Here is a 19,346-nt window from a genome sequence, read left to right on the forward strand (position 1 = left end):
CGGGAACTTTTGCATAAAAAAGAGCCGTGGCTTTGAACCACGGCTCTTTCTAATTTGTTTGTAGAACGGCGGATGCCGTAACAAATTACTTGAGGGTCTGAACCTGCACGTCCCAGCTCTGGTTGCCAAGAGCGATACGGTAGGTGCTTGCTGCGCCGGCCTTCATGTTCTTGGTGTCCACTGCCGGAGCAGCGTTCGGGTCCTTCTTGGGAACGCCAATGTGGCGGTTGCCCTTGAGGAATTCGATACCCTTGTTGCCAGCCTTCGTCTGGAGGCAGCCCGTGATGAAGATGGTTTCGTCGGTGACCGGGAGACCATTTTCTTCGAGGAGCTTCTTGGCGGCCGGAATGCCCGGCGGAAGAATTTCTTCTGCGCACTGGACGCCCGGATAGGCTTCCTTGAACGGCTTCATGTTGAACTGGTCGGCAGCGATCTTCACGAGTTCCGGATCCGGTTCGCAAGGAGTCTTGCCCTGGTAACCGAGGAGCATCTTGCCGTAGCCTTCGGTCATCTTGAACCAAGTACCGCGACCGGCAGCCTGGTTCAGGGTGTTCATGTAAGCCTGCTGGAAGTAGAACTGAGAAACCGGCGTCACGGAAGAAGCAAAGCCACCGCGGCGGACGCATTCACTCATGTTCTCGATAACCTTCGGGAACAGGTGGAAGGTCTTGGTTTCACGCATCATGAGGGTGTTGGCGGTAAGAGCGCCACCCGGCATGGGGCTGAAGATCACGTCGGTCGTAATCTGACGAGCTTCAGGCGGGAAGTTGTAGTCCTTGAGGCATTCAACAGCGACGTTGTTGGCTTCCATGAGTTCCGGAATGTGATCGTCAACGATGCTGTCTTCACCGAGGGCGAGCTTGTATTCCGTACCCTTGAGGGCGTGGAACATGGAGAACAGGTCGGGCTGAGCCGTACCGCCGGAAAGCGGCTTGCGGCCGAGGTCAACGCCATCGGCGCCACCTTCGATAGCAGCCTTGTACTGGGCCACACCGGTACCGCAAGTGTCATGGCTGTGAATGCGGAGTTCCACATTGTCACCGAGGAGCTTACGGGCGCGCTTGAAGGTTTCATAAACCTTAGTCGGGTTCGTGGTACCGGAAGCGTCCTTGAAGCAGACGGAGGCGAACGGAACACCTGCGTCCAGGATGCTGCGGAGAATGCGTTCATAGAATTCCGGGTTGTGGGCGGCGTTGAGGTCGCATCCCGGAGGAAGTTCCATCATGGTCACGACGACTTCGTGTTCAAGTCCTGCGTCGTGAATGCACTTACCGGAGTAAATGAGGTTGTTGACGTCGTTCAAAGCGTCGAAGTTACGAATACGGGTCATGCCGTGCTTCTTGAACATGTCGGCATGGAGCTTGATCATGTCGCGCGGCTGCGGAGCGAGGGCCACCACGTTGATACCGCGGGCGAGGGTCTGCAGACGGACGTTCGGACCCACCACGCGGCGGAATTCGTCCATCATGTCGAAAGCGTCTTCACCGCAGTTCTGGTAAAGGGCCTGGAAACGGGCGCCGCCACCAGCTTCAAAGTGGGTGATGCCGGCCTTGCAGGCAGCTTCGACAGCGGGCATAAAGTCCTTAGCGAAGACACGAGCACCGAAAATAGATTGGAAACCATCGCGGAACGAGGTATCCTGGAACTTGATCTTTTTCATAGTGTTTTCCTGTGGGATAAATCCCTTGTTTTTTACTGTACAATAAAATACGGGGGGAAAGATAGAAAAAGTGGGCTACAGATAATAGCTCGGAAATTGTAATGGGAGGCTGATTTTAACGGTTTGGACCTATAGTTTTATCAGTTTTGCTATAAGGTCTATTCCTCCGTACCAGTTATAGCCGCCGATATCGAGATTGTTGTCGCCGAAGTTCGCTACGCCGACTCGGGCGCTGATTCCGAATAGTTTGGGGATGACGCCGTTCCCGCCGAAGAACTTGGCCCCTTCAAAGCCCATGGTGTAACCGTAGGAATAACCGTTGGCCATGTCCTTAAGACCTTTATCTTTGAACCGTTTGCCTTCTTCGGTGTCGAATTCGATGGCGTGCAGTCTTAAACCTCCGAAAACGGAAAGTTCATAATCGTAGGTGTAAATCAGCTTGGTGCGGAGCAGGGCTTCGACTGCGGTGTAGGAGATTTCTTTTTTGGGGAAGGTGACGCCTGACTGAACCACGTCTTCTTTGTACGGATTTACACCGACAATGCTCCCGATGCGGAAATCGGTGCAATACCTTCCGACAAAGCAGTACCCGAAACCGAGATCGAATGCCGGGCCGGGGTTAAGCTTGTCGTCGGCACCATGAGAGAAATAGTTGCCCCCGAATCCGAAGAATAAATTCCAGTGACCGGTTCGCAGAACGTCGCGCTGCCGTTTGACATTGAAGAACTCTTGCAGGAATTCCCGTTGACTGTCGTTTTCGATTTTATCGAGTTGAATTTGTACGTAACGCTTGCCTTCGATGTTGATAAAGCAATAGTAGACGATGAGGCGCACGAATGCGGCGTCTCCGGCGGGGAGTTTTTTCAGGTCGTCTTCCCAGGCGTCGCTTGCGAGGTAGGTGTAGACATCTTCGTAAAAATCTTCGTTGCTATACCCAAAATAAGTCAGTCGCCCGAATGCTCTGCGGTGTACATTTACGGATCTTGCTAAGCTTTCGCGGACATATCCTGGGTTTGCGATGTAACTGAATTCCTTTTTTAGCAGATGTTGGCCGATATCTTGGTCGAAATACGGGATTTCTGCGGTCTTTTTTTCAGGTTTGCTTTCGCTTGTTGTTCCGCCCCAGCCCCATTCGTGGCCGGATTCAAACTGGACTGGATCTGCGGCTTGCGAATAAAAGAATGCGCAAATGAGTAAAAGAAAAACTTTCTTGAGCATGTTAGTGAGCTTCGCCATATTTCTTTTTACTCCTGTCGTAGAATTGCATTAACGGGGTGAGCGTTACGGAGAATATGCCGCCGTCGCTATCTTTTACGATGTCTGTGTAGTAGTTGCTCACGCTTGCGAAAAGTCTTAACCCGAGTCGGAATTGTCCATCGTCTTTGTATTTGGTGAAATAGAAGTCGAACGCCGTTCCGAAATGAAGCCCTGCTCCGACATGGGATTTCAAGGGCTTTTCGACATCTTTTACTTGAAGGTCGCTAAAGAGGATTGTGGGACCTAGATAGATTCTGTTTTCTACATAGGATGTTACAAAGGTGCGATAGCCGGCGTACAAGTCAATAAGAACTAGGCTTTGGAATTTGTTGTCGTCGAAGGTCTTGGAATGTAGGATCCTTGTATTGTAACCGCCACCGATTTTTTTGTAGAAGAATTCCAAGGTGATGTCAAATGTGGGGTGGTTGTCGAAATCATAACTGAAAGCATCGCCGAATCCCAAGGATAGGCCTCCGCCCATGCCTATTTGAATGTTCCAGCCGACTCCGTAATCCACGTAAAAATTCGTGGTGATAAAGTTCCACTGCTCAATTTTCTTGACGCTGTCTTCGTTCGCTTTAATAAGGGCGTTCAAATCGCTTTGGTTATCCGAAACGAGTGCAGCGGCGAGTATCCGCCAGAAGGCGCGGTCGCTGGAACTGCGGTCTAGTAGGGCGTTTTCAAGTTCGCCGGAACGATACATTGCCCTGAGGGAATCTTGCAACATCGCGTGAATGGCTGCTTCTTCGTCATCTACGTACGGAGAGGGGGAATAGGGGCAATCCGCATAGTCTTCGAAGGTGCGCAAGTAGGCGCTAAGCAGGCGCTTGGTGTTGCTGCTAAGATTGGACGGAGAACTATAAAAGAAGCGCTTGTGTGCGTGAACTAGGAAAGTGTCCAGTTTGGCAGTGTTCTCCCGGATCGCGTCTTTGTCGCCTATTACAAGGGCTTCCTTGATTTGCTCCTTGTAAATCGGACTCATGTCCTTGGAAATTTCAATTTTGAAACGGTTCGGTAGGTATGAGTCTTGCCTTTTAGCGATGGTTTCAAGGGATTTGAATTCGTCTTTTTCAATAATGCGTGAATGACCGTCGCTGAAATAGATTCGCTCAAGTTTGGATGCGTCGCCTTCGAGAGAAATTTCTGCCAAGAGCTTGGGCGGGGTAGTCTCGATAACGGGACCGCTGTAGATAAGGTAGGTGCGCGAAAGGGTGTCGTAATATGTTTCGGGGTCTCTCCAGGTTCTAGTGTGGCGGTCGTATACCTTATTTATCTGGTATTCTACTTTAAGGAGTCTGTAATATGCGTAATTGCTGGCCCCGATGTAAGCATTTTTAAGGTCAGAGGGGATTGAATCTAGTTTGCGCAACGATAAATTGTGTTGTTTGTCATGCCACAAAAAGAATTCGCTTTTTTGCTCTTTAGAAAGATTTTTTTCTTTATCAGACCAGAAATCCATTTTCCCGTTATGGTAAGATACTGTCGATAAAGTTATAACGTTGGCTGTCCCCCAGAACACGAATCCTGTGTCGCTGTCCAGCTTTTCTTGTAGGGTCATGCGGAGGGAGTCGGGGAGTCTTGCCGCTTCAACGGAATCGATCAAGTCTTCGCATTCTCGGGAGTTGAAGAAACAGTAGCCGGGCTCGGCATATGACAGAACCGCCGTGCAGAGCGCTACGATGAAAAAGATTCCTGAACTAACCCAACGCATGAACCCGAGAACTCCCTTTTGCCCCAAATTTAATAAAGATTGATAAAAAAATGAGGTCAATGCGTTTCAATTTGATTTACTTGGCAATCAAATTGACGATCAGGGCGATTAGACCGCCTAGCAGCAAAACGGCTATGGCGACCATCGAGACGAAGGTCCACTTGGCGTATTTCAGGAGCTTAACCAGGCTTGCGTTCTGGTTTCCGACAAATTGTTGAATCAGGTTGATGCCTGCGGCAAGTGTAAGGCCAGCATCGTCAATCCAGCCTATGATGGGAATGTCTGGAATCAAGTCTATCGGAGAAGCGTCATAAGCCAAGGCGGCAAGCATCAGCAACACCGCCAAAGCCTTTTTCATGTTCGAAGAATGATCTTCCACTGGAACATCTTCCCGGTGAATTTCGTGAACTTCTACTTCTTCGATTTCGTCTTCATCTTTTAACATGGTGCTTAATATAATAAATTAGGCGGTTGAAAGTTTTTTGCGGTCCCAAAGATATACGGGGTGTAATCTAACCCTTGATTTTATGTCAAATCTGACATATATTTGAGATGATAAGGATTAGTGTATGGAAAAGGCGAAAAAAAATTGCAGAAGAAAGGCTGGAAAGTCGGCGATGTGGATGAATTTATTGGCCTGAGTCCGGCTGAAATGGCAATTGTTGAAATGAAAGTAGCTTTGGCAAAGGCTTTGGTTGCCAAACGAAAGGCTTGTGGTGAAACACAGGTCTCCGCAGCAATCTTGGCAAAGACAAGTCAGTCGCGATATGCTAAGGTGGAACATGCTGATTCTAGTGTTTCTCTAGAACTGATGATAAAGATGTTCTTTGCTTTGGGCGCGAATAAGAAAGAATTGATGAAAGTGCTTTCGGATTGCAAGGCCGCCTTGCTTCTGCCTGCTAAAACCTCTTAAATTTGTCGGGGATTTTGTATCCGTAAGATTCAAGTTTTTGAACGTATAAAGGATCTTTTAAACGTTCTTCGGATTCGTGCATGTATTTTTTGTTGCTGGTATTTTGAAACCCGAACTTGATACGTATGGACATGAAGAAGCAGGGTAATGATGCAATGCCTTCAATGATTGAACCTACAATAGCTTTGTCGTAGTAATAGGTGCCTGGTGTTAAGGAGTGAAAATAAACCATTGCGGCGTGAATTAGGGAGCCTGCTAAGAGTATTAATCCTATGAAAAAATATAAGGAAGCTTTGCTGGATCTAGGAGCAATTCCTTCGATTGCGACTTCGCGAAATTGATCGTCTAAATATTCGGTTTGGCATTTTTGACATTTTACAATTGGGCTACCGTATCTCCAAACATTGTTGCAAGGAAATTCGTTTAGGTGATTGCAATTTGGACAAGAACTTTCAATGAAATGCATATAGGTGTTAATATTTTTTATGATATTATTTTAGACATTATATAATTTTTCCAATTTTTCGCAAATTTCTTTTTGTGCTTGTTCTGAAAGAATGCGCTTGTCAGTGAGGTTACCTAGTTCGTCGGCTAGGTGCTGAATTCGCCAAATAGGAACACTTGGATTTGTTTCATAGCAAGTTGTATCAGCATTGGCCAAAACCACGATTGGATTAACCCATTTTTTGTCCTTGTTTCAATTGAAAACGGCTTCAAGAAAGTCTGCAAGTTGTGCGGCGTTTCTTTTTACTTGATTAGTTGGGCTGTCTTTGATTTTTTTCTTTTTCTTTCCGCAAAAATACCAATCATCAGTTATATTTTCGTATTTACCATTGTATGTTTTGACTTCAAAGATGAATACTCCTTGTGGTCCAACAAGTACTATATCCATGTCTTCTTTTTTATTTGGAAGTACGAGATTTCGAAAAGCGTGGTATGAACCATCTAAACATTCTCGCATTACGTCAATAACCTTGTCTTCACCATCTCTACCTTGTTTGTGATTCTTTATTTGAAAGTCATAGTCGTCAATTTTCTTTTCGGCAGTATGTTTTACAACGAGGTTTGCCATAAACATGAAAAAAGACAGTATAATGACGATAGAAACAAAACCTATGATTTTTGTCTTTACAATAAAATCAATTAGAGTCGGAATAGCTCCTGTTACGCCCATATAAATGATGTCAAGTATGAACAGTATGGTGCATGTCGTTAGAATAGTTCCCCAGAAAGCGCCCTTTTTAAAAGAAAGAGCTTCTATTTGTTTTTCCATAAAACTTCGGTTTGCGGTCACTTTAAGAGTGCCTTTTGGCTCATTCATTTTTTCACTTTCCATTCCCAGTTGAGAACGGAGTATAATGTGCGCTGCTGTGCGAACTTGTTCATCCCAAGCTTTTTCAATAGCGTAAGCTAGATCGCGCTTGGTTATATCGCGATTGTCGATTAGTTCGCCCATGGTACAACCGGTTCTTCCTGTGTGTATGCTGAAAGGCCAGATGACAGCGTTTGCTTCATATATGTTTCTGGGAAGTTTTCCTTTTTCAATGAGTTTTTTTGTTGAAACCTGTTTTTGCTTTAGCAGAACTATGCATGCATCTCGAATTGCGGAATCGTAGGCTTTTTTTGCACCCCATTCAAGTCGACTTTGTGTTAGAAAACCGTTGTCAAATAATACTCCCATCGGCTTATAATTGGTTTTTAGCCAATAAGTATTTCGAGCTCTTTCTAAAGTCATAAAAGGATTAGCTTCGGCCATGTTGTTCCTCAGTGCTAGTAGATTGCCTGTACTTTGAATATAACTTAAAAATTATTAAAGAGGTCTGCGCGTGTACGATTTTGGCGGGTAAGGGAGATCCCGGCTCTAGGCCGGGAAGACATTTACTAAGCCGGGGCGTTACCCCGGATCAGATCCGGGGCAGGCTCCTGCCGGCGTGTGAGGGCCCGTTAGAAGGGGTAGCGGAAGACCCGATAAGGGCGGGGCTGAAGCGAGGGGAAGGCTTTCCCCTTTTTATAAAAATTGCTATTCCAATTTGGAATAATAAAATGTTTACATTCGCTGGTCTAGCGAATGAGCGTGTTTGTATCTTGGAGGTGGGGCGGTTGGTTGCCCCGATAACACGGAGGTCCATCATGAAAAGCGTAAAAGTAATGTTGTTTGTAATGCTAGCCGTTCTGGTATCGACCTCTTTCGCTGCCAGGAAGGTTAAGTCAAAGTTGGGAGACATCGATGTCACATCTCAAAAAGGTGGTGGCGCGGTTGTCTGCACCGCTCACTTCGAAGACGAACTGACGATTCTCAAGGATGCCGATACGGAGGTTCTTGTGAAAGGAAGTTGCGGTCAGGGGTGGGTCGCGAAATCAAAAATCGAATATGTGGCGCAAGGCCCTGGTGATAAAACGATCACCATCGACGAATACAATATCCAGAATTGGATTGACAATCTGTCGGTATTCGATGTTCATGTGGATGATATCGAGGACTTCGAAGGGGTTACGATTGACCGTGACTTCAGAGAATACTTGACTTACACGATTGATCGCGAACAGACTGAAATGCATAATGGTGAAAATTAATCGTTAAACATGGAGGTGTTAAATCCGTAGAATAATCCCTGCGCAAGCGGGGATTTTCTATATTATGGGTATGAGTTTGATTAATACCATAGTCGTTGCTGGTGGTACGCACGGTAACGAACGGACGGGGGTTCGCCTTGTTCAGAAATGGATGGAACACCCAGAGTGTTATAATTCGCTCTGTAGCGCCAAGGTGGATTTGGTGCTTGCTAACCCCGAAGCGGTGCGTTTGAATCGCCGCTATCGCGATCATGATTTGAATCGCGCCTTTTCGCAGACTTGTTTGGATGTGTCGGTTGATTCGCGGCTGTATGAATTCCGCCGTGCTAAAGAACTGAATGCTTTGTACGGCCCGAAGGGTGCTGCTACCAAGACGGATTTGATTCTGGATGTGCACAACACGGGTTCGAATATGGGCTATTGCCTGATTCTGTCGACGCGAGATCCGTTTACGATGCGCGCCTCGGCGGTGTTGACTCAGGAATTCAAGGATGCGTGGATTTATTATCAGCCGGAAGAACGCTCTGCTTCGCCGTATTTTGGAACGGTGGCGAAGGCGGATGTGTGTATCGAGATCGGCCCGCAACAGCATGGAACGCTGGATGCTGCGATTTTCGAGGAATCGGAACGCCTGGTGAAACGCTACCTGGAATTGGCCGAGGAATGGAACCGCGGCGAATTGCAGAAACGCCCGCCAATCAAGGTGGAAGTGTATACGCAGTTCAAGGATTTGGGTTACCCCAAGCCGCAGGGCGGTGGCCCGATTCAGGCGATGATTCATCCGGAATTGATGGGTCGCGACTATCGCGAACTCAAGGATGGCGACAAGTTGTTCCGCACATTCGACGGCGAAGATATTTTGTACCATGGCGAAAGCCCGGTGTATCCGATTTTCATTAGCGAGCCTGCGTACTACGAAAAGGATATCGCGATGAGCCTCACGGTAAAAAGCATCGAGGAATGGTAGCTTTAGACGAGAGAACGCCGCTGCGCGGCTACAGACGAGAGACGAAAGAAAATGAGTGAAGAAAATGAAGAATTGAAGGAAATCTCGGGTGAAGAACGCCTGAAGAATTTCATGGACTTGGTGCAGAACCAGAAAAACGAACCGTGGGATTCCCGCCTTTCGGATATTCTGGATGCATTCGAAGATTTCTTGACGCTTCGTCCGGAACCGCCGCAGGAATGGCAGGAAACTTATGCCAAGAGCGGAAAGGAATTTGACTACTACCAGGTGGTGCTGCCGCAGGATTTCCAGGATCCGTACGAAGACGACTTGGGCAATATCCGCAGACTCCGCAACGAGTTCGAACGTACGCCTTCGACGATGGCGCTGGAACACGAATTGGTGAGCCGTAACTACTTCATTTTTGAAAACGGCCACGCTGAAGCGATTCCGGCTCCGCGCCCGATGCTGATGCTTGAAAGCAAGGACCGCGAAGACGACGAAGAAGAACAGGAAGGCGACATTACGTGGGATTGCTGCATTTCGATTTTCCCGGATGGCAGCTACATTGCCTACAATCTGAATCACGATGACGAAGAAGAACTCGGCGAAGACTTTAAGGCCGAATTCGACAAGCATATCGATGTGCTTTCGAAGTTGCAGTTGGTGATTCCGGTGGAAGGCCGCGACTACGGGATTCTGAATAGCCGCTGCTAGGCTACGTTTGAGTCGATGACCCAATTCGAAACAGAAATCTACCTGCGGTATAAACAAATCATTGAATCGCAGGGTATGGGAACGAGTGTGTGCGCAGGGAGCGAGTCGCCTGCGCCGCGTTACACGCACATGGAAGATTTGCTGGACCGTTACGATGCGTTTTGCTTTGACGGTTACGGTACGCTTTATAACCGCGGGAGCTTTGTTTACGAGGGGGCGCTGGATTGGTATACAATGCTGCGCGCCGCGGGAAAGCAGATGCGCCTGATTACGAACGCTGCTTCTGATGTGGATTCGGTTCTTGCTGCTGATGCTGCTAAGCGAGGCTTCGCGTTTAGCGAGGCCGAGACGATTTCTTCGGGGAGTTTGCTGAAGGAACTTTGCGTTGAATTGCGCAGTCGCCGGATCGGGGCTTCTTTTGGTGTGCGTCGAGATTTACGCGAGGTCTATTACATCGGGCGCGAAACGGGCAAGCATGTGCTTGAAAGCTGCGGCATTAAGGCGGTGGCGCCGGCTGCAGAACCTGTAGAACCGATTGTGGCGATTTCATCGGCGAAGGAAACGCCTGAAACTTATGAGCAGGCTGTCAAGATTTTGAAGCGCCCGGGCGCGATGCTTCTGGTGCTGAATTCCGATGCGTGGGCGCCGAAGATTCCGGGGGACGATGGTGTGACGGTTCGCGAGCCTGTTTCGGGCGCGCTTTCTGAGAGGCTGCGCCGCGATTCCATGTGCGAGGCGAATGGTGGCGCTGGCTGCGAGACTTTTTATTTGGGCAAGCCATTCCCGGCGATTTGGGAAAAGGTCAAGCGTAGCTTGCCCGAAGGCTCTCGCGTGCTGATGGTGGGTGATACCTTAGGCACGGATGTGCTTGGCGCGAAAGTCGCTGGCTTTGATTCGGCGCTTGTTGTTGGCCGCAATGTGCCGGCTGATGAACTTGAGACGGATCAGAACGTTTTAGGGATTAAACCGAATTGGTATTTATAAGGGAATTTTGTTTCCCTTAATACACTGATGCTTGATAAAAACTATATTAGAATGATTATAAACAGGAGAAAAAAAATGAAATTTTTATTTGTTATGCTAATACTTGTAATTGGTTGTTTTTGGACTGCTTGTACAGATGATGGAGTTAGCTCCGAAGCGTTATATAGCATAGAAGTAGGACAGAGTGCCTGTTCTAAAGATTCTATTGCGCTTGCTAATATGGCTGCAAAAATGTATCAAGAAGGAACTTGTGATTTTGCGACAGTATATTCTAAAATGACTTCTTCATGTGGTGCTAAAGCTCTTGAAGTACATAGAAATGTAAGTTTCGCTCAATTAGATTCACTTCTTTTCGTATCTATGGCGACTATGGAATTACAGAGTGTCATAAAAAATGTGATTGACAAATGTGATGAATTCTATTTATATGCTGGTGGACTGTATATGTTTGTTGAACGTCAGGATGATGGTAGGGGCTATAAGTAGTTGAAAAAGGGTTTGACGGCTTCGCCAGTCCCCGCTTGCGCGGCTGGCTTGCCGCCCTACGGGCTTACCGCTTGTGCGGTAAGTCCTAAATTCTTTTCACGGGCTTGCGCCCACAAAAGAATTTAGTCGAACCCTCTTCTCGGATTCAAAACCTTGCCTGACCTTAAAAAAGAAAAACCATCCGTTGGATGGTTTTCTCTTTTTTAGAGCGGGAAAAGGGTTTCGAACCCTCGACATCGACCTTGGGAAGGTCGCGCTCTACCAACTGAGCTACTCCCGCGAGTGTTGCTAATTTAGAAAAAATGCGGTGTTTGTAAAGGGGTCGGGCTCTTTGGGTGTGTTTATAGGCTTGATTTTTCTATCATTAGGGCATGCTTAAGTTTAAATTGATGATTGCGTGTGCAGCAGTTGCTCTTGTCTCGGTGGGGTATGCCGAAGAAAAGTCCATGTGGACTAAATTTGTAGAATTCTTTAGTCCGTCGTCGTCTGTAGAAGGCGATGGACCGCTGTATGATCAAGTCCGCGAACTGGACCGCAAAATCAATCGTGTAGAAGGCAAGTATGCCCGCGAGCGCCGTCCGATGAACAAGGATCGCTACAAGAAAGAGCTTATCCAATTGCGTGAAGAACGTGAAACCTTAATGAAACAAATCGAGGCGGAAGAAAAGAACAAGGGGAAATCTTCGGCAGTTGCAAAGTCAAGTTCTTCTGAGAAGGCTGCAAGTTCGTCTTCGCAGGCGGTTTCTTCTGCGGCACAATCTTCTTCAAGTGTAGAAGTTGCGGCTGTCTGCAAACCGGATACGGTGTATGTCCGCGATACGGTGGTGGTGCATGACACACTTTATGTGATGCTTGCACCGAAACCGGAACCTGCTCCGGCGGATTCTAGTAAAAAGTAAGCGGCTTTAAAAGCTGATGCTGACCTTCGTCAGCGTGACTATTGGCGGTTTAAAGCTGATGCTGACCTTCGTCAGCATGACTTTTGGTGGCGGAAGTTCTCGATGAGGCAGCAGCTGATGCTGACGTCGGTTTCGTATTCGGGGATGTCTTCGCGCTTGACCCACATGGCTTCGGAAAGTTCTTCTTTTTGCATGCGGATGGTGTCATCGCCATCGAGTTCGGCGGTAAAGCCCGCGATGAGTGAATCGCTGAACGGCCATGGTTGCGAACTGAAATAGCGGATGTTTTTCACGCGGAGTCCCGCTTCTTCCATGACTTCGCGGTGTACGGCCTGTTCAAGGCTTTCTCCGATTTCGACGAATCCAGATATCAAGAAGAGTCTCGGGTTCGGATTGTCGATGTTGTGAGCCATCAGGAGCTTGTCGCCGTTACTTACGGCTACAATGACCACCGGAGAAATTCGAGGGTAAACGACATTGCCGCACTTGGGGCAGATGATGGAACGTTCGTGGTCGCCGCGAATGGTCACGTTCCCGCAGCGTCCGCAGAATTTGTTCAGCGATTCCCAGTGGGCGATGTGGGCGGCGGTGGCGCCTCCCATGCGTTCTACCGGATTCATGCCGCGGAAGGTGCGGTTGCCCATGAATTCGTAACCTTCGGGAACGGTTGTTTCTTCGTTTTTGGAGGAATCGTCCAGGAAAAAGGCTGTGTCGTCAATGCAGAAAAGGTAATGCCCTTCGAAGTCGTCGAGCGTCTTCCCTTGAAGTTCAAGCAGTTCTCCGATGTGCGGAATTGCGTAGCCGCTGTTGGTCTTTTTGAGGAGCGTCTTGGCACCGTCGTAGCAAATCAGGAAGTCCGAAGTCTTCGGATCGCGGGGCTTGAAATCGTTGTTGAGTTTGTGGGGCGCAATCTCGTGAATCATGGGAGCATGCTCGGTAGAAGGTTTGGCTCAAAAATAGTAAAAAAGCCAATTTGGAGCAATTTTGAATTTTTATTTCTTTAAAAATTTGCTCAAATGAGCAATTTTTGTCAGAGAAAATTACTATATTTGGGCGGCTATGGATTATGGTGTTTATGGAAGTACCTGGTGGAGCAAAAAGTGGCTGGACCACTTGCTTGCTGGTGCATCCGGACGGGACATTGATTACGCCTTTAAATATGTGACGCGGGGACAGGTGCAGCCGTTTACGGTGGCCGATAACCGCATTATGGCGTCGGTCAAGGGTCCTAACGGTGGACTCCATAATGTCTACCTGGTTTTCCCGAAGTTCGACAAGGAACGCTCCGATGTCTTTGTGGGACTTTTAAAGCAGCAGCCCGTGGAACTTGCTGCCCTTGCCAATGGAGCCATAAACCCCTCCATTGAATTGATTGTCGGAAAGAGCGGGCTTGAACTTTTTGAATCCCCAGACCGCGTGAACATGAACTGCGACTGCAAGGATCCGCTGCCGTGCCGTTACGTGATTTCGGTGTTCTTGAAACTGGCTGAGATGATGTCTGCCGATCCGTTTGTGCTTTTCAAGATTCACGGACTGGATATCGCTTACCTTAAGGATTATAAGCCGGAGCCTATTGAATCGGATGTGCCCAGTGAACCGACGTTGGTGCGGATTTTGCCGGTGAACAACCGGGTGGCCTCGCCGCGTATCCCGATGTTCAAGTTTGGGGAATGGCGGGACTATTCCCATATCTTGCCGGCAATGCTCGCAAATTTTCCGGAGTTTTGTCCGGCGGGGAACTTCAAGAAAAGCTTTGTAGACGAACTGGAACGCTGTCGTGCTTTTTATAACCACTTTGAAAAGTTTGAACAGTTTGCCCAGGATTTCGGCATTTATCACGCCCACACCTTTTTGATGGAAAAGGAACGCCTGCAGATCGTGCATGGGCGCGGGTGGCAGTGGACTTTTAACCAGCTCGAAGATGAACGCGAAGTGGCGACAGGCCTTTCAGTCGAAAACGTGATGGGGGCGCTTTGCCGCCTGAATCAGGATTGCGTGTGGCATAACCACGTGACAGTGCGCTTTGTGCATCAGCTTTTGCAGGTGGCGTATTACCTGGTGCGTTGCGGTGCGATTTATCCGCAGGTGTTCTGGCTGAATAACGTGACGGCGCAGATGCGCTGGTTGCCTGCGGAGATGCTGCCCGATGTGTTGGCGGTGGTGTCGGAACTGGAAAAGTCCGTTCCCGATGATTTTGCCTTTACGATGCGGGACCAAGTTCGCGAAGACTTGGACAGCGCTGCCGAACACATATTGTCTGTGTTTATCGGCAAGTTGTTGCGTTTTGCCCGCACGGCTCAAAGCTATAAGAAGGGCCCCCACGAAAACCTGCTCGGATTTTTCTTTGATTGCAAATCGGGGCGCCTCGCAGCTAACGGCCTTAAGATTCCCTCTAAAATCCAAGCATGGTTCTCGGTCTACAATTCGCTGGAATTCAACCATAAGATTATTTTCCATTGCTCGGAGTTGGGCAAGGAAATAGCGCTGAATGTTCTGGTGGAATCTTCGGCGGGGCGCGAAACGCTGGCGATGCTTTTTGAAAACAGCGACCCGAGACTTTTGTCGCTGATGAATGTGCTCAATTGCGTCGCGGAAACCTTTAAGCCACTGAAGGCGTATCTGGAACGCCGCGCCGTGGAGCCGTTGGTGATGCATGGCGCGGAACTCAAGGAATTCGTGACCTATTCGGTCAAAAAATTCGAAGTGTTCGGTATCGTGACGGAGATGCCTCGCTCCTTAAGGGAAATGGCGCGGCCCAAGACGCAGATGAAGCTGAAGGGTAGCCTCGGTATCGGCGCGTTTACGGCGGGAGACCTGCTGGATTTTGACTGGGAAGTGGCTCTCGGTGACGAGAATGTTTCTGCTGAAGAATTCTTGCGGCTTGCGAAGGATGCGGGCGGTCTCTTGAAGTATAAGGACCGCTACATCGAATACACATCGGATGACCTGGCGCTTTTGCAGCAGCGCTTGGATGAACATGAAAAGAAGAATGCGCCGGGAGCTGTTGCTGCGGATTCTGCGGAGTATGCTGAAGGCGACTCGGAAACTGGCGAAGGCGATTCTGAAGCCGAAAACTTTATTCCTTCGACGGCGAAACTGATTCAGGCATGCCTCACGGGAAAATGCGATGACATTCCCGTGAATATGACCGACGGCTTGAAGCAACAGTTTGATTCTTGGCGCGGCGAAACCGAAATCGCCTTGCCGCAGAACTTGAATGCGACACTCCGCCCTTATCAGGAACGCGGCTATTCCTGGATGTACAAGAATCTGGAAATGGGCTTTGGCTGCATTCTGGCCGATGATATGGGCCTCGGTAAAACGCTTCAGGTAATCGCCTTCTTGCTGAAGATGAAGCAGGACGGCCGACTGAATGAGGGGCGCGCACTCGTCGTGGTGCCGGCTGGCCTTTTGTGCAACTGGCAGATGGAAGTCAAGAAGTTTGCTCCGGAACTGACCGTGTTTACTTATCATGGGGCTTCGAGAAAATTGGACAAGTTTAATGCGGACTTGTTGATTACGACTTATTCGACTTGCCGATTGGATTTCAAGAAACTGGAAAAGCTGAATTGGCAGGTAGTGGTCATTGACGAAGCCCAGAACATCAAGAATGCCGATAGTGAGCAGAGCCGAAAGATTCGCGCCTTCAGGGCGCCCATGAAGATTGCCATGAGTGGCACTCCGGTGGAAAACCGCCTCATGGAATTCTGGACGATTATGGATTTCTGCAACCGCGGCTTTTTACCCTCGGCAAATGAATTCCGCGACAAGTACGAAACGCCGATTCAGAAAAATGCGAACCAGGCTGTTGCAGACCGCTTCAAGAAAATTACCGGTCCCTTCATGTTACGTCGCATGAAGACGGACAAGAGTATTATCAGCGACTTGCCCGATAAAATTCAGCAGAATGAATATGCGGCCCTCACGCGCTCCCAGGCTGCTTTGTACAAGCGTACGCTCGACGAGTTCATGAAAGAATTACAGATGCTTGAAGAGGGCGCTTCTATCGACATTAGCGAAGATATGCTGGCTGAAGTTGCCAATACTTCTGGTGCATCGAATGCGGCTGGCGATTCCCATAGCCTCTTCAAGCGTAAGGGCTTGATTCTCCAGATGATCCTGGCGCTGAAGCAAATCTGCAACCACCCGCGCACTTATTTGAAGGCGGGGGAGGCGAAGGTCGAAGATTCCGGGAAACTTTCCATGCTTCTGGATTTGTTGCGCTCGATTCAGGATCAGGGTGAAAAGGCGATTATCTTTACCCAGTTCCGCGAAATGGGCGAACTCTTGAAGGAAACTCTGGATCGCGAACTTGGCATTACGGCAGATTTCTATCACGGCGGTTGCACGCAAAATCAGCGCAATGAAATGGTGCGCAAGTTCCAAGATGATCCGGAAGTCAAAGTGCTGATTCTTTCGCTGAAAGCGGCGGGTACGGGCCTTAACTTGACAGCTGCTTCTCAGGTGATTCATTACGACCTTTGGTGGAACCCGGCGATTGAGGCGCAGGCCACTGACCGTGCCTTCCGTATCGGGCAGACGAAGAATGTGCAGGTGCACCGCTTTATTACCAAGGGAACCTTCGAAGAAAAAATCGATGCCCTGCTGGAAGCCAAGAAGGCTGTGGCTCAGATGACTGTGAATGCCGGCGAAACCTGGCTCGCCGATATGGACGATAAACAACTCGGCGAAATCTTCGCGCTTGATTCAGCTTCTGCGTTGTAAAAGCGCCCTAACAGGGCGCGAACGGTAAAATGCGAGCCGAAAGCGACTTGTCCTAACAAGTCGTGTTGGCGAGAGTGAGCGCTTCGGGTACGTACTGAGTTAATTGGGCGCGAACGGTAAAAAAAGACTCGGTCACTGACCGAGTCTTTCTGCTTTGTCAAGCATCCCGGCTAGACACTCCAACCTGCCGGGAATCCACACCAGATTCGTTTTACTTCAGAATCACCTTCTGCATGTAGCGCTGGCTGCCCTGCTTGATCATGAGCATGGCCGGGCCGCGGTAGTTGCTAGAAAGTTCAACTGTATTCATTCCCTTGTTGGCGGTAAAGTTCTGCTGGGCAATCACCTGACCGAGGCTGTTCATGAGCGTGGCCTTTGCCGGAGCAGTCTGGGCTGCTACAAAGTTTGCGCTCACCATGCCGGGCTGCACATTCACGAGCATCTTGCTTGCTGCAGCAATGGTCGCGGGCTTGATGGCAGCCGAGCCGCCGAGGGCGACAACCTTGCCGCTTGCGGTGCCTTCGAGCTGCGGTTTCTTGTCAAAGTCGTCGATGATTTCGGTGGAACCGTCGGCCTTGATACCCTTGATGTAGTCAAAGGTAATGGTGCCGGTGACCTGCGTGCCATAGAGGTTCAGACCGATGGCGTTTGCAGAGTTGAGACCGGTCGGTTCTTTGCGGAAGTCTTCCCACTTAACTTGGATTGTCTGGAATGCGCTGGCATCGAGGTCCTTGTCGGCCTGTTCAAGAACAGAGGCGTCGAACCATGCCCAGCTATCGCCCGTCATCATGAAGAGGTCCATGGAGGTCCAGCCGTATTCACCGCAACCATCGCTTGCGCCAGAGCAGGGACCTGCCGTGGCAACTTCGCCCTTCAAGCGAACTTCAATACCCACATACTTGGAAAGATCTTTCTTGGAACCCTGAAGGTTGATGCGCAATGTACCCACTTCGCTAGAGTCAGAAGTTACAGTTTGGTAAGTCACCTGGACGCCCTTGCCAGCTGCGGTTTCGGGAATGTCCGGGTTCTGGTTGACGAGGGAATCAATGCTGTTGCCCGGGAGAGATGCCTGGCCGTAAGCTTCACGCATGGCGTTCAAGGTTTCGACGTCGGTAATGTCGCCGACGTTGCCACCGAACTTGTTTACCTGGCGGCGGATGATGGTGAAGTTGCCATCGCCTTCGTCACCGGTATCCCATACGCAAGGAACGAGACCGTTCTTCTTGGCTGCTGCAACCGTATAGCCGTACCAAGCGGCGCGTGCCTTCAGGTGAACCTTCAGGTTATCACCGGTGAGGACTCCGAGGCGTTTTACAGCGCCCATTTCGCCGATCACGACAGGAATGCCCTTGTCGTAGAAACGGCTCTTGAGGCCACTGAACAGCTGGTCGATAGATTTCTTGGATCCGAGTGCGGAGCCGGAGCAAGTGTGTGCTGCGTCAGTACCCGGAGTTTGGTCTTCCCAGTAGTAGAACATTTTGCCCCAGTCTTCGTCACCGCTGGTCATCAAGGAGAACTGATACGGGTAGAAGTGGACTTCAGCCATGGTGTAACCTTCGCCTGCCGGGTCAGTCGGGTACATGGACGCGAGCAACGGAGATTTGTCAATTTCGGTACGCGGAGACTGCACGACCACGATACGGGTGGCGTTGTTTCCGCCGGTAGAACGCACTGCCTTAAGGCATGCTTCGTGATAGCTCTTGAGAACCTGCATGCGGGCTTCGTCGAATGCCCACTGACCATTGTCGGAACCGCCGTTCCACGGGTCGTTCACGCCCGGTTCGTTGGCAGAGGCGAAAATCAAGTGTTCGTTGTATTCGGCGAACTTGGTAGCGATCTGCTTCCAGTAGCTTTCCTGCTTGGCGGCGATATCGGCTGCAGAAACAGTCACTTCGCCGGTCTTGTCGAAGCCCTTGCCGTCAAAAACGTGGTCTTCGAGCCAACCTTCGTCCCAGTGGCTGTTCAAAATGGCGTACATGTCGTTGCCAATCACGAGGTCGACAACAGTCTTTACGGAGTCGAGCCAGCCTGCGTTAATGGTGCCGTTAGAGGCGTGGCTGTCCCATGCGCAAGGGATACGCACGGTGTTGAAACCGGCGTCCTTGATGGCCTTCACGTAGGCGGCATCCGGGAAGGGGTTGCCCCAAAGTGTCGGGTTCTTGGGCACTTCCATCGTGTTACCGATGTTGTAGCCGAGACCCATGTCGGGGTAAATTTCGGTTGCCTTGGGGAGGGCAAATGCTGCAGAGCTTGCAAACAGCGTCATGCCGCAGGCGATTCCGAAGAGTCCGTAAAGTTTCATTTTATGCTCCTTTTGGGTTTGCACCCGTTATTTAAGCCTTGGATAACCAAACATTTTAGTCTTTGTATTGAAATTAAATTCTGCGGATAATGATGTAAATAAAATAGTGTCGGCGTTGAAAAATTGCGGTGCTGAATTCTCAACAAAAGTAAACCGAAATTTACATTTAAAA

16 protein-coding genes and 1 tRNA gene are annotated in these 19,346 nt (G+C 49.3%); 8 read left to right on the forward strand and 9 right to left on the reverse strand.

The features are described 5' to 3' along the window. Positions 1-85 precede the first annotated feature (85 nt). From BUA40_RS08445 to BUA40_RS08460, 4 genes are all read right to left on the reverse strand, one after another. A complete protein-coding gene (locus BUA40_RS08445) occupies positions 86-1,660 on the reverse strand; it encodes a biotin attachment protein (RefSeq protein ID WP_072800206.1) in 1,575 nt (524 codons plus the stop codon). Between the two features lie 129 nt (positions 1,661-1,789). Beyond that, positions 1,790-2,896, reverse strand: coding sequence for a hypothetical protein (locus BUA40_RS08450; protein ID WP_072800207.1), 1,107 nt, complete (start codon positions 2,894-2,896; stop codon positions 1,790-1,792). Then, the gene (locus tag BUA40_RS08455) at positions 2,880-4,628 is read right to left on the reverse strand and encodes a hypothetical protein (RefSeq protein ID WP_072800208.1); all 1,749 of its coding nucleotides are present in this window, start codon (positions 4,626-4,628) and stop codon (positions 2,880-2,882) included. The genes BUA40_RS08450 and BUA40_RS08455 overlap by 17 nt, the downstream gene beginning before the upstream one ends. A 76-nt stretch (positions 4,629-4,704) precedes the next feature. Beyond that, entirely contained in the window at positions 4,705-5,073 is a 369-nt protein-coding gene (locus BUA40_RS08460) for a DUF1232 domain-containing protein (RefSeq protein ID WP_083585343.1), read from the reverse strand. Between the two features lie 144 nt (positions 5,074-5,217). On the opposite strand from BUA40_RS08460, the gene BUA40_RS08465 reads away from it, so the two are divergent. Continuing rightward, positions 5,218-5,541: a helix-turn-helix domain-containing protein gene (locus BUA40_RS08465; RefSeq protein WP_178299589.1), complete on the forward strand. Its 324-nt coding sequence runs from the start codon at positions 5,218-5,220 to the stop codon at positions 5,539-5,541. Here BUA40_RS08465 and BUA40_RS14565 read toward each other — a convergent pair. Beyond that, positions 5,528-6,007, reverse strand: a complete 480-nt coding sequence (locus BUA40_RS14565) for a hypothetical protein (RefSeq protein WP_072800210.1) — start codon at positions 6,005-6,007, stop codon at positions 5,528-5,530. The two genes, BUA40_RS08465 and BUA40_RS14565, sit on opposite strands and share 14 nt — an antisense overlap. 231 nt (positions 6,008-6,238) lie before the next feature. Then, complete coding sequence (locus BUA40_RS08475) at positions 6,239-7,297, reverse strand: nuclease-related domain-containing protein (RefSeq protein WP_072800211.1); 1,059 nt, start codon at positions 7,295-7,297, stop codon at positions 6,239-6,241. 374 nt (positions 7,298-7,671) lie between these two features. Here BUA40_RS08475 and BUA40_RS08480 point away from each other — a divergent pair, with 374 nt between their 5' ends. The 5 genes from BUA40_RS08480 to BUA40_RS08500 all read left to right on the forward strand — a co-directional run bounded on the left by BUA40_RS08480 (position 7,672) and on the right by BUA40_RS08500 (position 11,248). After that, positions 7,672-8,115, forward strand: coding sequence for a hypothetical protein (locus BUA40_RS08480; protein ID WP_072800280.1), 444 nt, complete (start codon positions 7,672-7,674; stop codon positions 8,113-8,115). A gap of 70 nt (positions 8,116-8,185) precedes the next feature. Further along, positions 8,186-9,082 carry an aspartoacylase gene (locus BUA40_RS08485; RefSeq protein ID WP_255369254.1) on the forward strand — a complete coding sequence of 299 codons (897 nt, stop codon included), beginning with the start codon at positions 8,186-8,188 and terminating at the stop codon, positions 9,080-9,082. Positions 9,083-9,133: 51 nt separating this feature from the next. Next, a complete protein-coding gene (locus BUA40_RS08490) occupies positions 9,134-9,778 on the forward strand; it encodes a hypothetical protein (protein WP_072800212.1) in 645 nt (214 codons plus the stop codon). Positions 9,779-9,793: 15 nt separating this feature from the next. Then, a complete protein-coding gene (locus tag BUA40_RS08495) occupies positions 9,794-10,762 on the forward strand; it encodes an HAD-IIA family hydrolase (RefSeq protein ID WP_072800213.1) in 969 nt (322 codons plus the stop codon). A 75-nt stretch (positions 10,763-10,837) separates the two neighbouring features. Then, a complete protein-coding gene (locus BUA40_RS08500) occupies positions 10,838-11,248 on the forward strand; it encodes a hypothetical protein (protein WP_143149747.1) in 411 nt (136 codons plus the stop codon). Between the two features lie 207 nt (positions 11,249-11,455). On the opposite strand, the gene BUA40_RS08505 is transcribed toward BUA40_RS08500, so the two are convergent. Further along, positions 11,456-11,528: transfer RNA gene (locus BUA40_RS08505), tRNA-Gly, on the reverse strand. Between the two features lie 91 nt (positions 11,529-11,619). On the opposite strand from BUA40_RS08505, the gene BUA40_RS08510 reads away from it, so the two are divergent. Continuing rightward, entirely contained in the window at positions 11,620-12,147 is a 528-nt protein-coding gene (locus BUA40_RS08510; protein WP_072800215.1) for a hypothetical protein, read from the forward strand. 71 nt (positions 12,148-12,218) lie between these two features. Here BUA40_RS08510 and nudC read toward each other — a convergent pair whose 3' ends face one another. Further along, on the reverse strand, positions 12,219-13,070 hold the full coding sequence (nudC, locus tag BUA40_RS08515) for an NAD(+) diphosphatase (protein ID WP_072800216.1): 852 nt from the start codon (positions 13,068-13,070) through the stop codon (positions 12,219-12,221). 136 nt (positions 13,071-13,206) lie between these two features. Here nudC and BUA40_RS08520 point away from each other — a divergent pair, with 136 nt between their 5' ends. Further along, positions 13,207-16,872 (forward strand): SNF2-related protein, encoded by a 3,666-nt coding sequence (locus BUA40_RS08520; RefSeq protein WP_072800217.1) that lies wholly within the window; start codon positions 13,207-13,209, stop codon positions 16,870-16,872. 211 nt (positions 16,873-17,083) lie between these two features. Here the strand turns inward: BUA40_RS08520 and BUA40_RS08525 are convergent, their stop codons facing one another. Next, on the reverse strand, positions 17,084-19,174 hold the full coding sequence (locus tag BUA40_RS08525; protein ID WP_072800218.1) for a glycoside hydrolase family 5 protein: 2,091 nt from the start codon (positions 19,172-19,174) through the stop codon (positions 17,084-17,086). Positions 19,175-19,346 lie beyond the last annotated feature (172 nt).

This window comes from Fibrobacter sp. UWT2, assembly GCF_900142545.1.
Lineage (GTDB): Bacteria > Fibrobacterota > Fibrobacteria > Fibrobacterales > Fibrobacteraceae > Fibrobacter.